This window comes from Streptomyces caelestis, from assembly GCF_001279005.1.
GTDB lineage: Bacteria > Actinomycetota > Actinomycetes > Streptomycetales > Streptomycetaceae > Streptomyces > Streptomyces heliomycini.
In genome coordinates, this window is the sequence record NZ_LGCN01000251.1 from 132,042 (window position 1) to 152,581 (window position 20,540).

The window sequence follows — 20,540 nt, forward strand, 5'->3', positions numbered from 1 at the left end:
ACCCCGCCGCGATCCATGTGGTGTCCGCATGCTGGAACGGAGTGTCCCGGTTCACGAGAACCGCTCCATCATGTAACCTGCACGAAATTTCGCACCACGCAGAGGGCCAACGTCGTCCCTCGGCACTTGCCACATGCCACATGACGACGACGGGAGAGCCGATGCGTACGCCGCGCCAGCCGTCCCAGCACTCCACGAACGACCGCCTGAACTGGTCGTTCATGGATGCTCGCCCTGCTGCGCAGGGTATGTACGACCCCCGCGACGAGCACGACGCCTGCGGCGTCGGTTTCGTCGCCACCCTCACCGGCGAGGCCTCCCACACCCTGGTCGAGCAGGCCCTCACGGTCCTGCGCAACCTCGAACACCGCGGTGCCACCGGCTCCGAGCCGGACTCCGGCGACGGTGCCGGAATCCTCTCCCAGGTCCCCGACACCTTCTTCCGCGAGGTGGCCGGATTCGAACTGCCCGAGGCCGGCGGGTACGCCGTCGGTATCGCCTTCCTGCCGGAGGACGGCGCCGACGCCGCCGTCGCCCGCATCGAGGAGATCGCCGCCGCCGAGGACCTGACCGTCCTCGGCTGGCGCGAGGTGCCGGTCGCGCCCGACCTGCTCGGCGCCACCGCCCGCTCGACGATGCCGGTCTTCCGGCAGATTTTCGTCGCCGCCGGTGAGAGCCGGGGCATCGACCTCGACCGCAAGGCGTTCGTGCTGCGCAAGCGCGCCGAGCGCGAGGTGGGCGTCTACTTCCCGTCGCTGTCCGCGCGGACCATCGTCTACAAGGGCATGCTGACCACCGGTCAGCTCGAGCCCTTCTTCCCGGACCTGTCCGACCGCCGCTTCGGCTCCGCGATCGCGCTGGTGCACTCCCGGTTCTCCACGAACACCTTCCCGTCGTGGCCGCTCGCGCACCCGTACCGCTTCGTCGCGCACAACGGTGAGATCAACACCGTCAAGGGCAACCGCAACTGGATGCGCGCCCGCGAGTCCCAGCTGGTCTCGGACCTGTTCGGGAGCGAGGACAGGAACCTCGAGCGGATCTTCCCGGTCTGCACGCCCGACGCCTCGGACTCCGCCTCCTTCGACGAGGTCCTCGAACTGCTGCACCTGGGCGGGCGTTCGCTGCCGCACTCCGTGCTGATGATGATCCCGGAGGCGTGGGAGAACCACGACTCCATGGACCCGGCCCGGCGCGCCTTCTACCAGTACCACTCCACGATGATGGAGCCCTGGGACGGCCCCGCCTGCGTCACCTTCACCGACGGCACCCAGGTCGGCGCCGTGCTCGACCGCAACGGCCTGCGCCCCGGCCGCTACTGGGTCACCGACGACGGTCTGGTCGTCCTCGGCTCCGAGGTCGGCGTCCTCGACATCGACCCGGCGAAGGTCGTCCGCAAGGGCCGCCTCCAGCCCGGCCGCATGTTCCTCGTGGACACCGCCGAGCACCGCATCATCGAGGACGACGAGATCAAGGACCGGCTCGCCGCAGAGCACCCCTACGCGGAGTGGCTCGAGGCCGGCGAGATCGAGCTGTCCGACCTGCCCGAGCGCGAGCACATCGTGCACACCCACGCCTCGGTCACCCGCCGCCAGCAGACCTTCGGCTACACCGAGGAGGAGCTGCGGGTCCTGATCGCGCCGATGGCCAAGGCCGGCGCCGAGCCGATCGGCTCGATGGGCACCGACTCGCCGATCGCCGCGCTGAGCGAGCGCCCGCGCCTGCTCTTCGACTACTTCACCCAGCTGTTCGCACAGGTCACCAACCCGCCGCTGGACGCGATCCGCGAGGAACTGGTCACCTCCCTGCGCTCCTCGCTCGGCCCGCAGGGCAACCTGCTGGAGCCGACCGCCGCGACGTGCCGCAGCGTCACCCTGCCCTTCCCGGTGATCGACAACGACGAGCTGGCCAAGCTCATCCACGTCAACGCCGACGGCGACATGCCCGGCTTCAAGGCCGCGACCCTGTCCGGCCTGTACCGGGTGTCCGGCGGCGGCGACGCGCTCGCCGCCCGCATCGAGGACATCTGCGCCGAGGCCGACGCCGCCATCGAGAACGGCGCCCGTCTGATCGTCCTGTCGGACCGGCACTCCGACGCCGAGCACGCGCCGATCCCGTCGCTGCTGCTCACCGCGGCCGTCCACCACCACCTCATCCGCACCAAGCAGCGCACCCAGGTGGGCCTGCTGGTCGAGGCCGGTGACGTCCGCGAGGTCCACCACGTCGCCCTGCTCATCGGCTACGGCGCCGCCGCCGTCAACCCGTACCTGGCGATGGAGTCCGTCGAGGACCTGGTCCGCGCGGGCACCTTCCTGCAGGCCGTCGACGGCGGGGCCGAGCAGGCGATCCGCAACCTGATCCACGCCCTCGGCAAGGGCGTCCTGAAGGTCATGTCCAAGATGGGCATCTCCACGGTCGCCTCCTACCGCGGCGCCCAGGTCTTCGAGGCCGTCGGCCTCGAGGACGCCTTCGTGGAGAAGTACTTCAACGGCACCGCCACCAAGATCGGCGGCGTCGGCATCGACGTCGTCGCCAAGGAGGTCGCCGCCCGCCACGCCAAGGCGTACCCCGTCTCGGGCATCGCTCCCGCGCACCGCGCGCTGGAGATCGGCGGCGAGTACCAGTGGCGCCGCGAGGGCGAGCCGCACCTGTTCGACCCGGAGACGGTCTTCCGCCTCCAGCACTCCACGCGCTCCGGCCGCTACGACATCTTCAAGAAGTACACCGAGCGGGTGAACGAGCAGTCCGAGCGGCTCATGACGCTCCGCGGGCTCTTCGGCTTCACGTCCGACCGGCAGCCGATCCCCCTCGACGAGGTCGAGCCGGTCTCCGAGATCGTCAAGCGGTTCTCCACCGGCGCCATGTCGTACGGCTCCATCTCCCGCGAGGCGCACGAGACGCTCGCCATCGCCATGAACCAGCTGGGCGGCAAGTCCAACACCGGTGAGGGCGGCGAGGACCCGGAGCGCCTGTACGACCCGGCCCGCCGCTCCTCCATCAAGCAGGTCGCCTCCGGCCGCTTCGGCGTGACCTCCGAGTACCTGGTCAACTCCGACGACATCCAGATCAAGATGGCCCAGGGCGCCAAGCCCGGCGAGGGCGGCCAGCTGCCCGGCCACAAGGTCTACCCGTGGGTGGCGAAGACCCGTCACTCGACGCCGGGCGTGGGCCTCATCTCCCCGCCGCCACACCACGACATCTACTCCATCGAGGACCTCGCCCAGCTGATCCACGACCTGAAGAACGCCAACCCCCAGGCGCGCATTCACGTCAAGCTGGTCTCCGAGGTCGGCGTCGGCACCGTCGCCGCGGGCGTCTCCAAGGCCCACGCGGACGTCGTGCTGATCTCCGGTCACGACGGCGGCACCGGCGCCTCCCCGCTGACGTCGCTCAAGCACGCCGGCGGCCCCTGGGAGCTCGGCCTCGCCGAGACCCAGCAGACCCTGCTGCTCAACGGCCTGCGCGACCGGATCGTCGTGCAGACCGACGGCCAGCTCAAGACCGGCCGTGACGTGGTCATCGCCGCGCTGCTGGGCGCCGAGGAGTTCGGCTTCGCCACCGCGCCGCTGGTCGTCTCCGGCTGCGTCATGATGCGCGTCTGCCACCTGGACACCTGCCCGGTCGGCATCGCCACCCAGAACCCGGTTCTGCGGGACCGGTTCTCCGGCAAGGCCGAGTACATCGTGAACTTCTTCCGGTTCATCGCCGAGGAGGTCCGCGAGCTCCTCGCCGAGCTGGGCTTCCGCTCCATCGAGGAGGCCGTCGGCCACGCCGAGGTCCTCGACGTGACCCGCGCGGTGGACCACTGGAAGGCGCAGGGCCTGGAGCTGGCCCCGCTGTTCCACGTCCCCGAGCTGCCCGAGGGCGCCGTCCGCCACCAGGCCGTCGCCCAGGACCACGGCCTGGAGAAGGCGCTCGACAACGAGCTGATCAAGCTCGCCGCCGACGCGCTCGCCGCGTCCGGCCCCGAGGACGCCCAGCCGGTGCGCGCCCAGGTCGCCATCCGCAACATCAACCGCACGGTCGGCACCATGCTCGGCCACGAGGTGACGAAGAAGTTCGGCGGTGCGGGCCTGCCCGACGACACCATCGACATCACCTTCACCGGATCCGCCGGCCAGTCCTTCGGCGCCTTCGTCCCGCGCGGTGTCACGCTGCGCCTGGAGGGCGACGCCAACGACTACGTCGGCAAGGGCCTGTCCGGCGGCCGGATCGTCGTCCGCCCGGACCGCGCGGCCGACCACCTCGCCGAGTACTCGACCATCGCGGGCAACACGATCGCGTACGGTGCGACCGGCGGCGAGCTGTTCCTGCGCGGTCGTACGGGCGAGCGGTTCTGCGTCCGCAACTCCGGCGCGCTGGTCGTCTCCGAGGGCGTGGGCGACCACGGCTGCGAGTACATGACCGGCGGTCACGCGGTCGTCCTCGGCGAGACCGGGCGCAACTTCGCGGCCGGCATGTCCGGCGGCATCGCCTACGTCATCGACCTGAACCGGGACGACGTCAACGCCGGCAACCTGGACGCCGTCCAGGAGCTGGACGACGCCGACCGGCAGTGGCTGCACGACGTGGTCCGCCGCCACCAGGAGGAGACGGGCTCCACCGTCGCCGGGAAGCTGCTCGCCGAGTGGGACACCGCCGTGCGGCGCTTCAGCAAGATCATCCCCAGTACGTACAAGGCAGTGCTCGCCGCCAAGGACGCCGCCGAGCGAGCCGGTCTGTCCGAGACCGAGATCACCGAGAAGATGATGGAGGCGGCGATCAATGGCTGATCCGAAGGGCTTTCTGAACCACGGCCGCGAGGTCGCCAGGTCCCGTCCGGTCGAGGAGCGCACGAAGGACTGGAACGAGGTCTACGTCCCCGGCTCCCTGCTGCCGATCATCAGCAAGCAGGCCAGCCGCTGCATGGACTGCGGCATCCCGTTCTGCCACAACGGCTGTCCGCTGGGGAACCTCATCCCCGAGTGGAACGACTACGCCTACCGCGAGGACTGGGGCGCCGCCTCCGAGCGGCTGCACGCCACCAACAACTTCCCGGAGTTCACCGGCCGCCTGTGCCCCGCTCCGTGCGAGTCGGCGTGCGTGCTCGGCATCAACCAGCCGCCGGTCACCATCAAGAACGTCGAGGTCTCGATCATCGACAAGGCGTGGGAGGCCGGCGACGTCGCCCCGCAGATCCCCGAGCGCCTGTCCGGCAAGACCGTCGCGGTCGTCGGCTCGGGCCCCGCGGGCCTGGCCGCCGCCCAGCAGCTGACCCGGGCCGGCCACACGGTCGCGGTGTACGAGCGCGCGGACCGCATCGGCGGCCTGCTGCGCTACGGCATCCCCGAGTTCAAGATGGAGAAGCGGCACATCAACCGCCGCATCGAGCAGATGCGCGCGGAGGGCACCAAGTTCCGCACCGGCATCGAGATCGGCCGCGACATGCCGGCCACCGCGCTGCGCAAGCGGTACGACGCCGTGGTCCTCGCCGTCGGCGCCACGACCGCGCGCGACCTGCCGGTGCCCGGCCGCGACCTCAAGGGCGTCTACCAGGCCATGGAGTACCTGCCGCTGGCCAACAAGGTGCAGGAGGGCGACTACGTCTCCCCGCCCGTCTCGGCCGAGGGCAAGCACGTCGTGGTGATCGGCGGCGGTGACACCGGCGCCGACTGCGTGGGCACCGCCCACCGCCAGGGCGCGGCCTCCGTCACCCAGCTGGAGATCATGCCCCGCCCGGGCGAGGAGCGGAACCCGGTCTCCCAGCCGTGGCCGACGTTCCCGATGCTCTACAAGGTCACGTCCGCCCACGAGGAGGGCGGTGAGCGGGTCTACTCCGTCTCCACCACCCACTTCGAGGGCGACGAGGACGGCAACGTCCAGTGGCTGCACCTGAGCGAGGTCGAGTTCGTCGACGGCAAGCTGACCTCGAAGCCGGGCACCGAGCGCAAGATCCCGGCCCAGCTGGTCACCCTCGCCATGGGCTTCACCGGCACCGACCGGGACAACGGCCTGGTCGAGCAGTTCGGCCTGGAGCTCGACGAGCGCGGTAACATAGCCCGCGACGCCGACTTCCAGACCAACGTGCCGGGCGTGTTCGTCGCCGGCGACGCCGGCCGCGGCCAGTCGCTCATCGTGTGGGCGATCGCGGAGGGCCGCTCGGCCGCCCGCGGCTGCGACCGCCTCCTCACCGGGGCGAGCGAGCTGCCGGCCCCGATCCGCCCGACGGACCGCGCGCTGACGGTCTGACGGAGCGGCTCACCAGGTGACCTGACGGTCCCTCACACGTCCCGTACAACGGCGTACGGAACACAGGCGGCGCCTGCCCGCCAGTCCCCGACCGGACGACTGGGCAGGCGCCTCCGCATGCTCAGGGAAGCCTGTAGTGGTCCCCGTACATCTCCCACGCCAGCGGGGTGTCCAGGTCCAGGTTCCCGGCCTTCAGGAACCGGCGCTGGGCCGTGTCGACGCGGGAGGCGTCGTGCTCCGGGTACCGGGTCAGCATGGCTTCGCGGCGGACGTCGAGGAAGGTGTTCAGGTACGTCTCCTCGGGCCCCCCGGCGGCGGGCGTCTTCGCCTGCTTCAGCGCGCGCTCGCGCAGGGCGTAGAAGCCGTCCGCGTCGGTGTCGGGGCCGTGGAAGACCATCGCGTCGAAGTAGACGAACTGGCCCAGCGTGCCGAGGCCGTCCAGCTTGGCGAGCCGGACGGCCGGCTCGAAGTAGACGCGGTCGCGCTCCGCCTCCTGCGCCTCGCGGAAGGCGGGCACCTGCGCCTCCGCCTCCCAGGCGGCCGGGAAGCCGGGGTCCAGGCCCTCGTGGGAGTCCGAGCCGTCGACCTTCCGCAGGGCGGGCAGATAGGACGCCAGACCGTTGTCCGGGTGCTCCTCGGTGTAGCGCTCGACCAGCACGAGCAGGTCGTGGGTGCCGGTGCAGAAGCCGATGATGCCCGCCGTGTACCCGCAGCCGTCGCCCTCGTCCTCGACGGCCCCGTAGGTGGCGCGCCAGTCGGTGGTCGAGTGCTCGGCGCTCGCCACCAGCCGCTGGGCCAGCTCCTTCTTCGCGGGGGCGGCCAGTCCCGGCGGCATGTCGGCGACGACCGAGTCGTCCTTCTCCCGCTCCCGCTCGTGCTCCTGCTCGGCCCGGTCCTTGGCGTCCTCACGGGCCGACTGGGCGGTGACCGAGGGAGGTGCGGCCGGCGGGGCGTCCGCCGAGTCCGTCGGCATCACGAAGTACACCCCCGTGGCGATCACGGGGACGGCCGCGAGGAGCAGCACACCGGCACGTTTCACTGGGGGATACCTCCGCCTGTCAGTTCGGACACCTTGACCGCCGCCGCCGCCCCCAGCACCACCACCAGCGCCACGCACGCACCCACCTGCACCACCGTCCGCCGCCCGTTCCTGGGGGCGTACGCGAACGCCAGCGCCACCGTGCCGCCCGCCAGCAGCCCGCCGAGGTGCCCCTCCCAGGACGTGACGAGCGCGGAGACCACCAGCCACAGCAGCAGCCCTCCCATGAACCGGTTGACCTGGCCCATGTCGGCCCCGACGCGCCGGGCCAGCACGTAGTACGCGGCCCCCACCCCGAAGATCGCGCCGGACGCGCCGACCACGGAGTCCCCGGGCGCGATCAGCAGCACCAGCACCGAACCGCCCAGCGCCGACAGCAGGTACAGGGCGAGGTAGTGCACCCGGCCCAGCATCGGCTCGACGAGCCGGCCCAGATTCCACAGCGCCAGCATGTTCATCACGATGTGGGCGATCCCGAACGTGCCCTCGGTGGGCGGCAGGTGCAGGAACGCGCCGGTCAGCAGCCGGTACCACTCCCCGCCCACCAGACCCTCCGGGCTGAAGCCCTCGGGGTACGGGTCGGTCCACAGGAAGTGCCCGCCGTCCGGCCCGACCAGCCCCGCGCCCACCATCGAGAACCGGTCCACGACCTCCGGCCGCGCCAGCTCCGCCAGGTACACCAGCACGTTGAGGACGATCAGCGCGTACGTCACGACGGGCACCGCCGAGACCCGGCCGCCCACCAGGGTGCGGGCCTGCCGTACCGACCGCGCGCCCTCCTTGACGCACTCGGGGCACTGGTGGCCCACGGCCGCCTCGCGCATGCAGTCCGGGCAGATGTACCGCTCGCAGCGGGTGCAGCGGACGTGGCACTCCACCTTCGGGTGGCGGTAGCAGGTGGTGACGGTGGACTCGGAATCCACGGGCCGGCTCCTCGGGAGGGACGGGACGGAAATGAGCCGGTGGGGACGGCGGCGAACAAAATATCGAACGCCTGTGGAATGAGCGAATGGTGGGTGACGTGTGCCGTACCCTCGGGGCCAGTTCCACAACCGAGGGGGAGTCGTATGGCCGCGATCGGTCTCGGCACGATCGAGGAGACGGCGCCCGCGCTGGTCAGCCTCTACAAGACCGCCGGGGTGTCCCTCGCCAAGCACGGTCTGGACGGGCTGCGCGCCGCGGTCTACCTGGTGGTCGACTACTCCGGCTCGATGAAGCCGTACTACAAGGACGGCAGCGTGCAGGCGCTCGCCGACCGGGTACTGGGCCTGTCGGCGCACCTCGACGACGACGGCACCGTGCCGGTCGTCTTCTTCTCCACCGACGTCGACGCCGTCACCGACATCGCCCTCGCCGATCACCGGGGCCGCGTCGAACGGATCGTGTCGGGCCTCGGCCACATGGGCAGGACCAGCTACCACCTGGCGATGGACGCGGTCATCGACCACTACCTGGACAGCGGCTCCACGGCCCCCGCCCTGGTGGTCTTCCAGACCGACGGCGGCCCCGTCAACAAACTCGCCGCCGAGAAGTACCTCTGCAAGGCCGCCCGCCTCCCGATGTTCTGGCAGTTCGTCGGCTTCGGCGACCCGAACAGCAAACAGTTCGACTACCTGCGCAAACTGGACGACCTGGCGGTCCCGACGAAGCGCGCGGTGGACAACGCGGGCTTCTTCCACGCGGGCGAGGACCCGCGCGAGGTCCCGGACGCCGACCTGTACGACCGCCTGGTGGGCGAGTTCCCGAAGTGGCTGGCGGCAGCACGGGCACAGGGGATCGTGGGGGAGGAGTAGCGCCCCACAGCGGCGCGGGGCCGCACCGGTGTGCGGCTTTGCCGCGCGGGCGCGGTCAACCACGACGCACCCGCACCCGGCACCGCTAGGTGTCGCATTCCAGCACCGTCCGGCACAGCCCGCACCGCGCGCGCACGCGCCCCCGCACCGGCACGCGGATCCGCTGGTGACAGGTGGGACAGGGGAACGACACCCACAAGGCCCCCCGATCGCCCGCGGTGAAGCCGTACGGCGCCCCCTGCCCCGCCCCGGCCGCGGCCGTGTGCTCCCGCGCCTGGCGCCGTTCCCGCGCGTACCGCCGCCGGCCGGCCCACCCGGCGGCGGTGAGCGGCGGCTGCTGCTCGTCCCGGCGTGCCAACGCCACCCCCTTCGTGTACGCCGTGTACGCCTGCGCGCTGGTGAACCACACCGACGGATCCTCCCCGAACACCAGCGACCGCTTCGCCAGCACGTACCCGAACTCCTCCGGCGTGAGGTACCCCAGCTTCTGCGACGACACCCCGTCCTCCCGGAACGCGTCCAGCAGCAGCCACCCCGCGCCCAGGTACGTCGCCGTCGTGTCCGTCAGGATCTCGTTCTCCCGCGTCCCCGGGAACGACAGGTCCAGCCGGTGCAGGTACACGTGCGCCACCTCGTGCGCCAGGGCCGCCCCGATGTCCCGCCGATGCGTCCGGAACCGGTCGTTCAGCTCGACGAAGTACTCCGGACCGGCCGCCAGCTCCACGTTCGCCGCGTGCGTCATCTCCCGGAACCCGACGATCAGCCGCGCGTCCGGCAGCCGGTAGTGCCGCACCAGCTCGCGGGCCACCCGCTGCGCCCCCAGATGGAGGTCGTCCGTGTCGCAGAACGCCACGTCGGCGGGCGCCACGCTCACCGAGAACGTGCGGACCGTGTCGTACGACAGACGCCGGTACAGCGCGGTGACGGCCGCCCGCACCGTCTCCAGATGCGGATAACCGTGCTCGACCGGTCCGCCGTTCGCCACGCCTCACCCCCGGACGCCCTGAACCCGGTTCCACTGTACGGGCCCGCCCCGGCCCACGCCCGCCCCGTAAGGTGACCCACCATGACCACCAGCGACACCACCACCGATGAGGCCGGCCCCGCCGTCCGCGAGGAGCTCGCCCGGCTGCGCGACAGCATCGACAACATCGACGCGGCCGTCGTCCACATGCTCGCCGAACGCTTCAAGTGCACCCAGCAGGTCGGCCGGCTCAAGGCCGCCCACCAGCTGCCGCCCGCCGACCCGGGCCGGGAGGCCCGCCAGATCGCCCGGCTGCGCGCCCTCGCCGAGAACGCCAAGCTCGACCCGGCCTTCGCGGAGAAGTTCCTGAACTTCATCATCGCGGAGGTGATCCGCCACCACGAGCGCATCGCCGAGGACACCCTGGGCGGCGCCACGCCCTCGGCGAACCCCGCCACGAGGTCCTCCCCCGGGGAGTGACAGAGCCGCCCGCGCGGAGCATGCTGCGCTGTGCACTCCTTGTCGGCCTGCGGGCACCGCCCGTCGGCCCCCGGACAGCCATCCGGTCCCTTGCGAGGAGGGACGCGCGCATGCCGCCGAACGCCCGGATCCTCATCGTCGACGACCACGAGGACACCCTGTACGCCCTGGAGAGCGCCCTGGCCCCGCTGGGCCACCTGCTGGGCCGGGCCACCAGCGGCGACGAGGCCCTCAAACAACTGCTGCGCGGAAACGTCGGCCTGCTGCTCCTCGACGTCCGGCAGCCCGGCGCCGGCGGACTCGACGTCGTCCGCTACATGCGGCGCCTGGAGCAGACCCAGCTCATCCCCGTCGTCCTGCTCACCGGCTTCGCCCGCGACCCGCAGCTCGGCGCCGCCGCGTACGCCCTCGGCGTAGCCGACCTCGTCACCGAACCGGTCGACCCGTGGGCGCTGCGCACCAAGGTCCGTCACCTCTACGACGCGCACCAGCGCCACCTCGCCCTGCAACGCGAGCTCCGCGCCCTGCGCGCCCGGCTCGAGGAACGCAACCCCGCCCCCGGACATCCCGCCCTGCCCCACCCGCACGCGCACACGCCGCCCGCACAGCCCGCCGGGGCGCACACCGGGGAGCTCGAACGAGACCGGACATAGGGCGCGTACCCGATCCGCCCCTGTGGTTCGGCGACCGCATCAGGCAGCATGGCCCGCATGTCCGTACTGACGCGCGACGAAGCGCAGAACCGAGCACAGCTCCTCGACGTCCACCGCTACACGATCGAACTCGACCTGACCGGTGGCGACGAGACGTTCGACTCCCACACCCTGATCAGGTTCAGCGCCCGCACGGACGCGGACACCTTCGTCGAGCTCAAGCCCGCCGAGCTGCGCTCCGCCACCCTCGACGGGCAGCCCCTGGACACCGGCGCCCTCGACGGCGGCCGGCTGCCGCTGAGGAACCTCACCGCCGGCGAGCACGAGCTGCGCGTCGACGCGAGCATGCGCTACTCCCGCACCGGCGAGGGCATGCACCGCTTCACCGACCCCACCGACGGCGAGACCTACGTCTACACCCAGCTCTTCCTCGACGACGTGCAGCGCGTCTTCGCCGCCTTCGACCAGCCCGACCTCAAGGCCGTCTTCGAGCTGACCGTCACCGCCCCGCGGCACTGGACCGTCCTCGCCAACGGCGTCACCGAGCACACCGGCGAAGGCGTGTGGCGGGCCGCGCCCACCCCGCCGATCTCCACCTACCTCGTCGCCGTCGCCGCCGGACCCTGGCACTCCGTGCGCACCGAGCACCGCGGCCTGCCCTTCGGCATCCACTGCCGCCGCTCGCTCGCCCCCCACCTGGACGCGGACGCCGACGAGCTCCTCGACATCACCCGGGCCTGCTTCGACCGCTACCACGAGAAGTTCGAGGAGCCCTACCCCTTCGACTCCTACGACCAGGCCTTCGTCCCCGAGTTCAACGCGGGCGCCATGGAGAACCCCGGCCTTGTCACCTTCCGCGACGAGTTCGTCTACCGCTCCGCCGTCACCGACACCGAGCGCCAGACCCGCGCCATGGTCGTCGCCCACGAGATGGCCCACATGTGGTTCGGCGACCTCGTCACCCTGACGTGGTGGGACGACATCTGGCTGAACGAGTCCTTCGCCGAGTACATGGGCTACCAGACCCTCACCGAGGCGACCCGCTTCAGCGACACCTGGACCGACTTCGGCGTCACCCGCAAGCCCTGGGGCTACGACGCCGACCAGCGGCCCTCCACCCACCCCGTGGCCCCCGAGAACGTCGAGGACACCGCCTCCGCCCTCCTCAACTTCGACGGCATCTCCTATGCCAAGGGCGCCTCCGCGCTGCGCCAGCTCGTCGCCTGGCTCGGCGAGAAGGACTTCCTCGCCGGCATCAACACCCACTTCGCCCGGCACCGGTTCGGCAACGCCGGCCTCGCCGACTTCATCGACTCCCTCGCCACCGCCACCGAACGCGACGTCCACGCCTGGGCCGACGCCTGGCTGCGCACCACCGGCGTCGACACCCTCACCCCCGAACCGAGGAGCGGCGACAACGGCCACTGGCACCTCGGCATCGGGCACGACGGCAGCCCCGGGGCCCGGCCCGGGCCCGACCCCGACGAGAACGTCCCCGGCCCGGCCGGCGCCGGCGGCACGCGCCCGCACCGCATCACCATCGGCGTCTACGACCACGACCTGCACGAAGCCGGCCGGCTCACCCTGCGCGACCGCTTCGAGGCGGACGTCCCCGCCCACGAGGACATCGCCCTCGCCACCGGCGGCACCCGCCCCGCCCTCGTCGTCCTCAACGACGGCGACCTCACCTACGCCAAGATCCGCTTCGACGCCGAGTCCCTGGAGACCCTGCGCGCCCACCTGTCCGGCCTGCCCGAACCCCTCACCCGCGCGGTGGTGTGGAACGCGCTCAGGGACGCCGTCCGCGACGGCGACCTGCCCGCCACCGACTACCTGGACGTCGCCCGCGCCCACCTCCCGCACGAGACGGACCTCGCCCTCGTCCAGGGCGTCCTCGCCTTCGCCTCCGGCCACATCGCAGACCGCTACCTCGCCCCCGACCGGCGGCCGGCCGCGCTCACCACCCTCACCCACCTGTGCCGCGACTTCATCCGCCGCACCGAGGACGGCGACAACCCCGGCCTGCGCCTCATCGCCGTACGCCAGTTCATCGACGTCGCCGCCCACCCCGACACCATCGCCGCCTGGCTCGCCGACGGCACCGTCCCCGGCGGCCCCGAACTCGACCCCGAACTGCGCTGGCGCGTCCTCGCCCGCCTCGCCGTGCTCGGCGCCACCGACGAGGCCGCCATCGCCGAGGAGTCGCGGCGCGACCCCAGCGCCACCGGCCAGGAGGGCGCCGCCCGCTGCCGCGCCGCCCTGCCCGACGAGGAGGCCAAGGCCCGCGCCTGGGACGCCATGTTCGGCTCCGACGACCGGACCGACCTGTCCAACTACCTGTTCACCGCCACCGCCCAGGGCTTCTGGCAGCCCGAACAGGCCGACCTCGTACGGCCCTACGTGTCCCGCTACTTCAAGGACGCCGTCGCCGTCGCCGCCCGCCGCGGCCCCGCCATCGCCGAGGCCGCCGGACGCTGGGCCTTCCCCGCCCACGCCGTCGACGCCGAGACCCTGAAGCTCGGCCAGAAGTGCCTGCGCAAGGCCGACCCGATCCCCGCCCTGCGCCGCAAGCTCGTCGACCAGCTCGACGACCTGGCCCGAGCCCTGCGCGTCCAGCAGGCGTGACCCGACACCCGGCGCACACCCCTCCGAGGAGGACTTACCCCCTTCGAGGGGTGTTCGCCGGGCTTTTCGGACGTAGCCGCACACTCCCGTCCAAGCTGGACCCTCCCGCGCACCGCGCCCCGGAGGACAGTCCATGAGCACCCCGCCCCACGACCTCGTCGGCGTCGGCATCGGCCCCTTCAACCTCTCCCTCGCCGCCCTCGCCCACCCCCTCCCCGGACTCCGCACCGCCTTCTACGACCAAAACCCCCACTTCACCTGGCACCCCGGCCTGCTCCTCGACGACGCCACCGTTCAGGTGCCCTTCCTCGCCGACCTCGTCACCCTCGCCGACCCCACCAGCCCCTGGACCTTCCTCAACCACCTCAGAGCCCGCGAACGCCTCTACCCGTTCTACTTCGCCGAGCACTTCCACATCCGCCGCACCGAGTACGACGCCTACTGCCGCTGGGTCGCCGAGCACCTCCCCGCACTCCACTTCGGCCACCACGTCGACACCGTCCGCTGGAACCCCGAACGCGCCCTGTTCGAGGCCGACCTCACCCGGCTCGACCCGGACGGGCGGACCGCCCCCGCGGGCCGCGTCCACGCACGCCACCTCGTCCTCGGCGTCGGCACCGAACCCTGGGTGCCCGAGCCGCTGCGACCCCTCGCCGACGCCCCCGACGTCCCCGTCGTCCACTCCGACGACTACCTCGCCCACCGCGACACCCTCCTCGCCGCGGGCCACGTCACCGTCGTCGGCACCGGACAGTCCGGCGCGGAGGTCTTCCTCGACCTGCTGCGCCACCGGCCCGTGGGCCGAGAACGCCTCCACTGGATCGGCCGCACCGAGGCCTTCGCCCCCATGGAGTACTCCAGACTCGGCCTGGAGCACTTCACCCCCGACCACACCCGCTACTTCCACGCCCTGCCCGGGCCCGTCCGCGACCGGCTCGTCCCGGCCCAGTGGCAGCTCCACAAGGCCATCGACGCCGGCACCCTCGCCGCCGTCCACGACGAGCTCTACCGGCGCACCCTGCACGGCGGCTGGCCCGACACCGTCCTCACCCCCGCCGTCCACGTCCACGCCGCCGGCCGCTTCGGCCCCGCCCGCATCGAACTCCACCTCGAACACACCGCGCAGCACACCCGCACCCGCCTCACCACCGACGCCGTCGTCCTCGCCACCGGCCACCGCGGGCGCCCCCTCGACGACCTCCTCGCGCCCCTCGCCCCCCGGCTGCGCCGCGACCACGCCGGCCGGCCCCGCGTCGACGCGCACTTCCGCCTCGACCTGGACCCCTCGATCACCGGCAGCGTCTACGTCCAGAACGCCGAACTCCACACCCACGGAGTCGGCGCCCCCGACCTCGGTCTCGCCGCCTGGCGCAGCGCCACGATCCTCAACCACCTCACCGGCCGCCGGGCCTACCCCCAGCCCACCCGCACCGCCTTCACCACCTTCGGCCTCCACCCCCGCACGCCACAGGTCCCGCCCGCCCGGCGAGCCGCACGACTCACCCCACCGGCGGACGGAACCTGAGGATCACCCGTACGGAGGAACGCCGATCAGAACACCGGCGTGCCGTTCCGGGTCAGCCTCCAGCCGGCGGACGCGAAGTCCTTCGGGTTCAGCACGCCCTTCGCGGTCACCCATTCGGCGATCCGGGTCCGGATCTCCGTCGACTCCGCCCACAGCTCCTTCGCCGACGCCACGTGCGGGAACGCGCCGCCGCCGTTCGCCCGGTAGTTGTTCACCGCGAACACGAACCGCGCCGCGTCGTCCAGCGGGGCGCCGTCGAACGTGACGTTCCCGATGCGCGAACCCGCCGGCCGCGCGATGTCGATGTCGTAGGCGAGCCCCGACACGTAGTCGTAGTTGTAGTCCGGACGGCCGCCCGCGTTCGTCAGCTTCGCCACGTCCACCGGCGCACCCGCCGCCGTCTGCACGAAGTACTCCGCCGAGTACTCCAGGTACGCCCGGACCTGCGCGCCCGTCATCAGCTTCGCCACCAGCGTGTTGTCGTACACGTACAGGCTCGACAGGTCCCGGATCGTCACCTCGCCCGCCGGGATCTGGGAGGTCCTCGAGAACGGCGACGCCTGCGACAGCACCGGCAGCGACGCGTACTCGGTGCCCGCGAGGGCCGCCCTGACCACGTCCTCCTGCACCTTGGCGATGAGGTCGATGATCGGCGCGTCCTTGTAGCGCGCCTCCACCGTGGTCAGGGTCTCCGTCGCCGTGCCGACCACCTGATTGACGTACGCCACGACCACCGCGTGCTCGTCCGACAGCAGCTCGGTGATCGCCGGGTCGTCCTCCACCGTCGCCGCGTCCCGCAGCGACGCCCTCACCGACTCCACCCGCCACCGGCCCCGCTCGAAGGCCAGCTCGAAGTCGAACAGGGTCAGCCGCTCCGCGTAGCACAGCGGCTCCGACAGCACGACCTCCCTGCCGGTCTCCTCGTTGACGACCCGCAGCTCCGCGATCTCCTGGTGCGCGTGCCCGACCAGGATCGCATCGATCCCCGGCACCTGCCGCGCCACGTTCGCCGCCGCGTTCTCCACGTACGGCAGCTGGTCACCGTACGAGGACGTGCCCGACGACCCCGAGTGCGCCGACACCACCACCACGTCCGCGCCCATCGACCGCAGCTTCGGCACCCACTTCGCCGCCTGCTCCTCCAGACCCGGGAACGTCAGCTTCCCCTGTACGTACGCCTTGTCCCAGATCGCGATACCGGGGTTGGTCAGCCCCAGCACCGCCACCTTCACCGGGGGAGCGCCCTTGACCCGGAACGTCTTGACGAAATACGGCGGGAAGGCCGGCTTCAGCGTCCTCGCGTCCAGCGCGTTCGCGCCCAGCAGCGGGAAGTCGCACTGCTCCTCGAACTTCCGCAGCGTCTCGATGCCGTAGTTGAACTCGTGGTTGCCGAGCGCCACCGCGTCGTACCCGATGGCGTTCATCGCCTGCGCCATCGGGTGCACCGGACCGCCCGCGGCGGTGATCGGGTCCACCTTCGCGAAGTAGTACGTCAGCGGGGTGCCCTGGATGGTGTCGCCCGCGTCCAGCAGCAGTGTGTTGCCCCGGCCCTTCTCCTCGCGCACCTGGTCCACCAGCGTCGACACCCGCGCCAGACCCTGCGCGTTGCCGGCCGCGTCCGCGTACTCCGCGTCCTTGAAGTAGTCCCAGTTGAAGACGTGACCGTGCAGGTCGGTCGTGCCCATCACCGTCAGCGCGTACCGCTTCACCGGCTTCCTCCCCCGCCCCGCCCCGGCCGCCTCGGCCGCGGGGACCGCCGCCGTGCCCGTCAGCGCCACCCCCGCCCCCGTCACGGCGGACCTCTTCAGAAACTTCCGGCGGTTCAACGGCATGTCAGGCTCTCCTCGGACAACAACGGAACAACGCGCGTAGATTCGCCCGATGATTCTGACCTGAACACGCCCATCCGGAACAGCCCCCACAGGTTGCGATCCGATGTCCGGGAGACGCCCCGCGCCCGCACGACCGGTGACACAGTGGGACGTATGACCACCCCTCACCCGTACGGCACCCCCGGCGCACCCCACCTCGCCGTCCGCGGCGAGGCCCACCTCGAAACCGCCCCCGACCTCGCCCGCATCGCCGTCACCCTCACCGCCCGCGGCCGCGACCGGCGCACCACCCTCGACGACCTCACCCGCCGCAACGCGCACGCCCTCGACCTGCTCAAGTCCTACGGCGACGCCGTCGAGCACCTCGAAACCGGCGCCCTCACCGTCACCCCGGAACTCAGCCCCCACGGCCGCGGCGAGCGGATCCGCGCCCACCACGGCACCGCCCACCTCACCGCCGACCTGGGCGACTTCACCGCCCTCGGCGCACTCGTCACCCGCCTGGCCGATCTCGACCTCACCCGTGTCGACGGCCCCCTGTGGATCCTCCGCCCGGATTCCCCCGCCCACCGTGAGGCGCGACGGCAGGCGGTCCACGACGCCCTCCGGCGCGCCCGCGAATACGCCGAGGCGCTCGGCACCACCCTCACCGCCCTCATCGAACTCACCGACACCGGAACGGGAACCGGGCACCCCGACCCCTTCGCCCGCACCCGCTCCACGGCGTTCGCCGTGGCCACCGAGGACGCCCCGCCCCCGCCCCTCGACCTCGAACCCCGGCGGCAGCACGTCCACGCCGAGGTCGACGCCCGCTTCACCCTCCAGCCGCCCCGTCTGTAGAACCGACGTTCGAACGCTCGCCGGAGTGGCCTGGTCCACCCTTCGGCACTTGCCAACAACCCTTCACCCGCAAGCCGTTGAGCCGTCATGTGCCACCGGATCACTACCGGCGGGTAAGCCCTAGGCTCGATCCATGCGCCGAGCGAAAATCGTCTGCACACTGGGCCCCGCCACCGACTCGTACGACCGGATCAAAGCCCTGGTCGACGCCGGAATGGACGTCGCCCGACTCAACCTCAGTCACGGCGAACACGCCGAGCACGAGGAGCGCTACCGACGGGTGCGCAAGGCCGCCGACGAAACAGGCCGCAGCGTCGGCCTCCTCGCCGACCTCCAAGGCCCGAAGATCCGCCTCGGCCGCTTCACCGAAGGCCCCGTCCTCCTCGAACGCGGGGACACCTTCACCATCACCGTCGAAGAGGGCGCCGAGGGCGACCGCGACCTCTGCGGCACCACCCACGCCGGCCTCACCGACGACGTCACCCCCGGCGAACGCATCCTCGTCGACGACGGCAGGGTCACCCTCGAAGTCACCGCCGTCGACGGCCCCCACGTCCGCACCACCGTCCTCGAAGGCGGCATGGTCTCCGACCACAAGGGCCTCAACCTCCCCGGCGTCGCCGTCTCCGTCCCCGCCCTCTCCAAGAAGGACGAGGACGACCTGCGCTGGGCGCTGCGCACCGGCTTCGACGTCGTCGCCCTCTCCTTCGTCCGCAGCGGACGCGACATCAAGGACGTCCACCGCATCATGGACGAGGAGGGCCGCCGCCTCCCCGTCATCGCCAAGATCGAAAAGCCCCAGGCCGTCGAGAACATCGACGACATCGTCGCCGCCTTCGACGGCATCATGGTCGCCCGCGGCGACCTCGGCGTCGAAATGCCCCTCGAACAGGTGCCCATCGTCCAGAAACGCGCGATCACCCTCGCCAAGCGCAACGCCAAACCGGTCATCGTCGCCACCCAGATGCTCGACTCGATGATCGACAACGCCCGCCCCACCCGCGCGGAGGCCTCCGACGTCGCCAACGCCGTCATCGACGGCACCGACGCCGTCATGCTCTCCGGCGAGACCAGCGTCGGCAAGCACGCCGTCGAGACGGTGCGCACCATGGCCCGCATCGTGGAGGCCGCCGAGGAGGACATCCTCGCCAAGGGCCTCCCGCCCCTCACCGAACGCAACAAGCCCCGCACCCAGGGCGGCGCGGTCGCCCGTGCCGCGGCGGAGATGGGCGACTTCCTCGGCGCCCGCTTCCTGGTCGCCTTCACCCAGTCCGGCGACACCGCCCGCCGCCTCTCCCGCTACCGCAGCCCCATCCCCCTCCTCGCCTTCACCCCCGACCCGGCCACCCGCTCCCTGCTCAGCCTCACCTGGGGCGTCGAGACCTTCCTCGGCCCCCACGTGGACACGACGGACGCGATGGTCGCCCAGGTCGACGAGCTGCTCCTGAAGTACGCCCGCTGCGAGAAGGGCGACACGGTGGTGATCACGGCGGGCTCCCCGCCGGGGGTCTCCGGCTCGACGAACATGGTCCGCGTCCACCACATCGGCGAGGACGACAGCCCCAGGTAGCCGGGCGGCCGGGGCGCGCAAGCGGGACGGGCGGAAAAGGCGGATGTTCACCGGAAAGGCGGACATCCGCCCTCAAATGGCGACCTTGGATATCAAGGAAAAGTACCCCGGGTCGGATTCGAACCGACGCTGGATGGTGTTTGAGACCATTGCCTCTACCGCTGGGCTACCGGGGCGCCCTGTAAAACAAAGGTCGACGGTCACCCGCCGTGCCCCCACCTTATCGCAGCTGGGTACGCTCTTGTCAGCAGTACCGGCCTGCCCCGAACGAGGAGCCCACGTGACCGCCCCCGAGTCGCCCCAGCCCGCAGACGTGCCCGACGACGACAAGTCGCACGTGCCTCCGATGACGACCCGTGTCGTGATCGCCGAGGACGAGGCGCTGATCCGGCTCGATCTCAAAGAGATGCTGGAGGAGGAGGGGTACTCCGTCGTCGGTGAGGCCGGTGACGGTGAGCAGGCCGTGGAGCTGGCGCGCGAGCACCGGCCCGACCTGGTGATCCTCGATGTGAAGATGCCGAAGCTGGACGGTATCTCCGCGGCGGAGAAGATCGCGGAGGAGAGCATCGCCCCGGTGCTGATGCTGACCGCGTTCTCGCAGCGCGACCTGGTGGAGCGGGCGCGGGACGCGGGTGCGATGGCGTACCTGGTGAAGCCGTTCAGCAAGAGCGACGTGGTGCCCGCGATCGAGATGGCGGTGTCGCGGTTCACGGAGCTGAAGGAGCTGGAGCGCGAGGTCGCGGACCTGAGCCTGCGGCTGGAGACGCGGAAGCTGGTGGACCGGGCGAAGTCGGTGCTGCAGACGCAGTACGGGCTGACGGAGCCGGCGGCGTTCCGGTGGATCCAGAAGACGTCGATGGACCGGCGGATGTCGATGCAGCAGGTGGCGCAGGCGGTCATCGACGACGCCGAGGAGAAGAAGGCGTCGAAGGGCTAGTTCCCGCCCGGCGGACGGCGAGAGGCCCGCGCCCCCTGCACGGCAGGGGGCGCGGGC

At 71.5% G+C, this 20,540-nt stretch carries 14 protein-coding genes and 1 tRNA gene; 10 read left to right on the plus strand and 5 right to left on the minus strand.

Annotated elements, in window-relative coordinates:
* Nucleotides 1-161: 161 nt before the first annotated feature.
* Nucleotides 162-4,769 carry a glutamate synthase large subunit gene (gene gltB, locus ADK41_RS34645; RefSeq protein WP_078661819.1) on the plus strand — a complete coding sequence of 1,536 codons (4,608 nt, stop codon included), beginning with the start codon at nucleotides 162-164 and terminating at the stop codon, nucleotides 4,767-4,769.
* On the plus strand, nucleotides 4,762-6,225 hold the full coding sequence (locus tag ADK41_RS34650) for a glutamate synthase subunit beta (protein ID WP_030820734.1): 1,464 nt from the start codon (nucleotides 4,762-4,764) through the stop codon (nucleotides 6,223-6,225). The genes gltB and ADK41_RS34650 overlap by 8 nt, the downstream gene beginning before the upstream one ends.
* Nucleotides 6,226-6,346: 121 nt before the next feature.
* On the opposite strand, the gene ADK41_RS34655 is transcribed toward ADK41_RS34650, so the two are convergent.
* Entirely contained in the window at nucleotides 6,347-7,264 is a 918-nt protein-coding gene (locus ADK41_RS34655; RefSeq protein WP_030820735.1) for a chitosanase, read from the minus strand.
* Nucleotides 7,261-8,187, minus strand: coding sequence for a rhomboid family intramembrane serine protease (locus tag ADK41_RS34660; RefSeq protein ID WP_030820736.1), 927 nt, complete (start codon nucleotides 8,185-8,187; stop codon nucleotides 7,261-7,263). Before ADK41_RS34660 ends, ADK41_RS34655 begins: the two co-directional genes overlap by 4 nt.
* Before the next feature lie 144 nt (nucleotides 8,188-8,331).
* Between ADK41_RS34660 and ADK41_RS34665 the strand changes: the two genes are divergently transcribed.
* Nucleotides 8,332-9,057 (plus strand): vWA domain-containing protein, encoded by a 726-nt coding sequence (locus ADK41_RS34665; protein WP_030820737.1) that lies wholly within the window; start codon nucleotides 8,332-8,334, stop codon nucleotides 9,055-9,057.
* 85 nt (nucleotides 9,058-9,142) lie between these two features.
* Here the strand turns inward: ADK41_RS34665 and ADK41_RS34670 are convergent, their stop codons facing one another.
* Entirely contained in the window at nucleotides 9,143-10,042 is a 900-nt protein-coding gene (locus ADK41_RS34670; protein WP_030820738.1) for a hypothetical protein, read from the minus strand.
* 81 nt (nucleotides 10,043-10,123) lie between these two features.
* On the opposite strand from ADK41_RS34670, the gene ADK41_RS34675 reads away from it, so the two are divergent.
* From ADK41_RS34675 to ADK41_RS34690, 4 genes are all read left to right on the plus strand, one after another.
* Nucleotides 10,124-10,501, plus strand: coding sequence for a chorismate mutase (locus tag ADK41_RS34675; protein ID WP_030820739.1), 378 nt, complete (start codon nucleotides 10,124-10,126; stop codon nucleotides 10,499-10,501).
* A gap of 110 nt (nucleotides 10,502-10,611) precedes the next feature.
* Nucleotides 10,612-11,154 (plus strand): response regulator, encoded by a 543-nt coding sequence (locus ADK41_RS34680; protein ID WP_030820740.1) that lies wholly within the window; start codon nucleotides 10,612-10,614, stop codon nucleotides 11,152-11,154.
* Between the two features lie 48 nt (nucleotides 11,155-11,202).
* Nucleotides 11,203-13,779 (plus strand): aminopeptidase N, encoded by a 2,577-nt coding sequence (gene pepN, locus ADK41_RS34685; RefSeq protein ID WP_030820741.1) that lies wholly within the window; start codon nucleotides 11,203-11,205, stop codon nucleotides 13,777-13,779.
* 133 nt (nucleotides 13,780-13,912) lie between these two features.
* The gene (locus ADK41_RS34690) at nucleotides 13,913-15,304 is read left to right on the plus strand and encodes a lysine N(6)-hydroxylase/L-ornithine N(5)-oxygenase family protein (protein ID WP_030820742.1); all 1,392 of its coding nucleotides are present in this window, start codon (nucleotides 13,913-13,915) and stop codon (nucleotides 15,302-15,304) included.
* Nucleotides 15,305-15,330: 26 nt separating this feature from the next.
* Here ADK41_RS34690 and ADK41_RS34695 read toward each other — a convergent pair whose 3' ends face one another.
* Nucleotides 15,331-17,136, minus strand: a complete 1,806-nt coding sequence (locus tag ADK41_RS34695; RefSeq protein WP_030820744.1) for a bifunctional metallophosphatase/5'-nucleotidase — start codon at nucleotides 17,134-17,136, stop codon at nucleotides 15,331-15,333.
* A gap of 153 nt (nucleotides 17,137-17,289) precedes the next feature.
* Here ADK41_RS34695 and ADK41_RS34700 point away from each other — a divergent pair, with 153 nt between their 5' ends.
* Entirely contained in the window at nucleotides 17,290-17,976 is a 687-nt protein-coding gene (locus ADK41_RS34700) for an SIMPL domain-containing protein (RefSeq protein WP_030820747.1), read from the plus strand.
* 133 nt (nucleotides 17,977-18,109) lie between these two features.
* Nucleotides 18,110-19,546 carry a pyruvate kinase gene (gene pyk / locus ADK41_RS34705; protein WP_030820749.1) on the plus strand — a complete coding sequence of 479 codons (1,437 nt, stop codon included), beginning with the start codon at nucleotides 18,110-18,112 and terminating at the stop codon, nucleotides 19,544-19,546.
* Between the two features lie 103 nt (nucleotides 19,547-19,649).
* On the opposite strand, the gene ADK41_RS34710 is transcribed toward pyk, so the two are convergent.
* Nucleotides 19,650-19,722, minus strand: a tRNA-Leu gene (locus tag ADK41_RS34710).
* A 104-nt stretch (nucleotides 19,723-19,826) separates the two neighbouring features.
* Between ADK41_RS34710 and ADK41_RS34715 the strand changes: the two genes are divergently transcribed.
* Nucleotides 19,827-20,483 (plus strand): ANTAR domain-containing response regulator, encoded by a 657-nt coding sequence (locus ADK41_RS34715; RefSeq protein WP_030820751.1) that lies wholly within the window; start codon nucleotides 19,827-19,829, stop codon nucleotides 20,481-20,483.
* Nucleotides 20,484-20,540 lie beyond the last annotated feature (57 nt).

What these genes read in the sequence shown, in the direction of transcription:
- pyk (WP_030820749.1), top strand. Translation starts at nt 18,110, where the DNA reads ATGCGCCGAGCGAAAATCGTCTGCACACTGGGCCCCGCCACCGACTCG.
- pepN (WP_030820741.1), top strand. Translation starts at nt 11,203, where the DNA reads ATGGCCCGCATGTCCGTACTGACGCGCGACGAAGCGCAGAACCGAGCA.
- gltB (WP_078661819.1), top strand. Translation starts at nt 162, where the DNA reads ATGCGTACGCCGCGCCAGCCGTCCCAGCACTCCACGAACGACCGCCTG.
- ADK41_RS34695 (WP_030820744.1), bottom strand. Translation starts at nt 17,136, where the DNA reads ATGCCGTTGAACCGCCGGAAGTTTCTGAAGAGGTCCGCCGTGACGGGG.
- ADK41_RS34700 (WP_030820747.1), top strand. Translation starts at nt 17,290, where the DNA reads ATGACCACCCCTCACCCGTACGGCACCCCCGGCGCACCCCACCTCGCC.
- ADK41_RS34650 (WP_030820734.1), top strand. Translation starts at nt 4,762, where the DNA reads ATGGCTGATCCGAAGGGCTTTCTGAACCACGGCCGCGAGGTCGCCAGG.
- ADK41_RS34680 (WP_030820740.1), top strand. Translation starts at nt 10,612, where the DNA reads ATGCCGCCGAACGCCCGGATCCTCATCGTCGACGACCACGAGGACACC.
- ADK41_RS34690 (WP_030820742.1), top strand. Translation starts at nt 13,913, where the DNA reads ATGAGCACCCCGCCCCACGACCTCGTCGGCGTCGGCATCGGCCCCTTC.
- ADK41_RS34665 (WP_030820737.1), top strand. Translation starts at nt 8,332, where the DNA reads ATGGCCGCGATCGGTCTCGGCACGATCGAGGAGACGGCGCCCGCGCTG.
- ADK41_RS34675 (WP_030820739.1), top strand. Translation starts at nt 10,124, where the DNA reads ATGACCACCAGCGACACCACCACCGATGAGGCCGGCCCCGCCGTCCGC.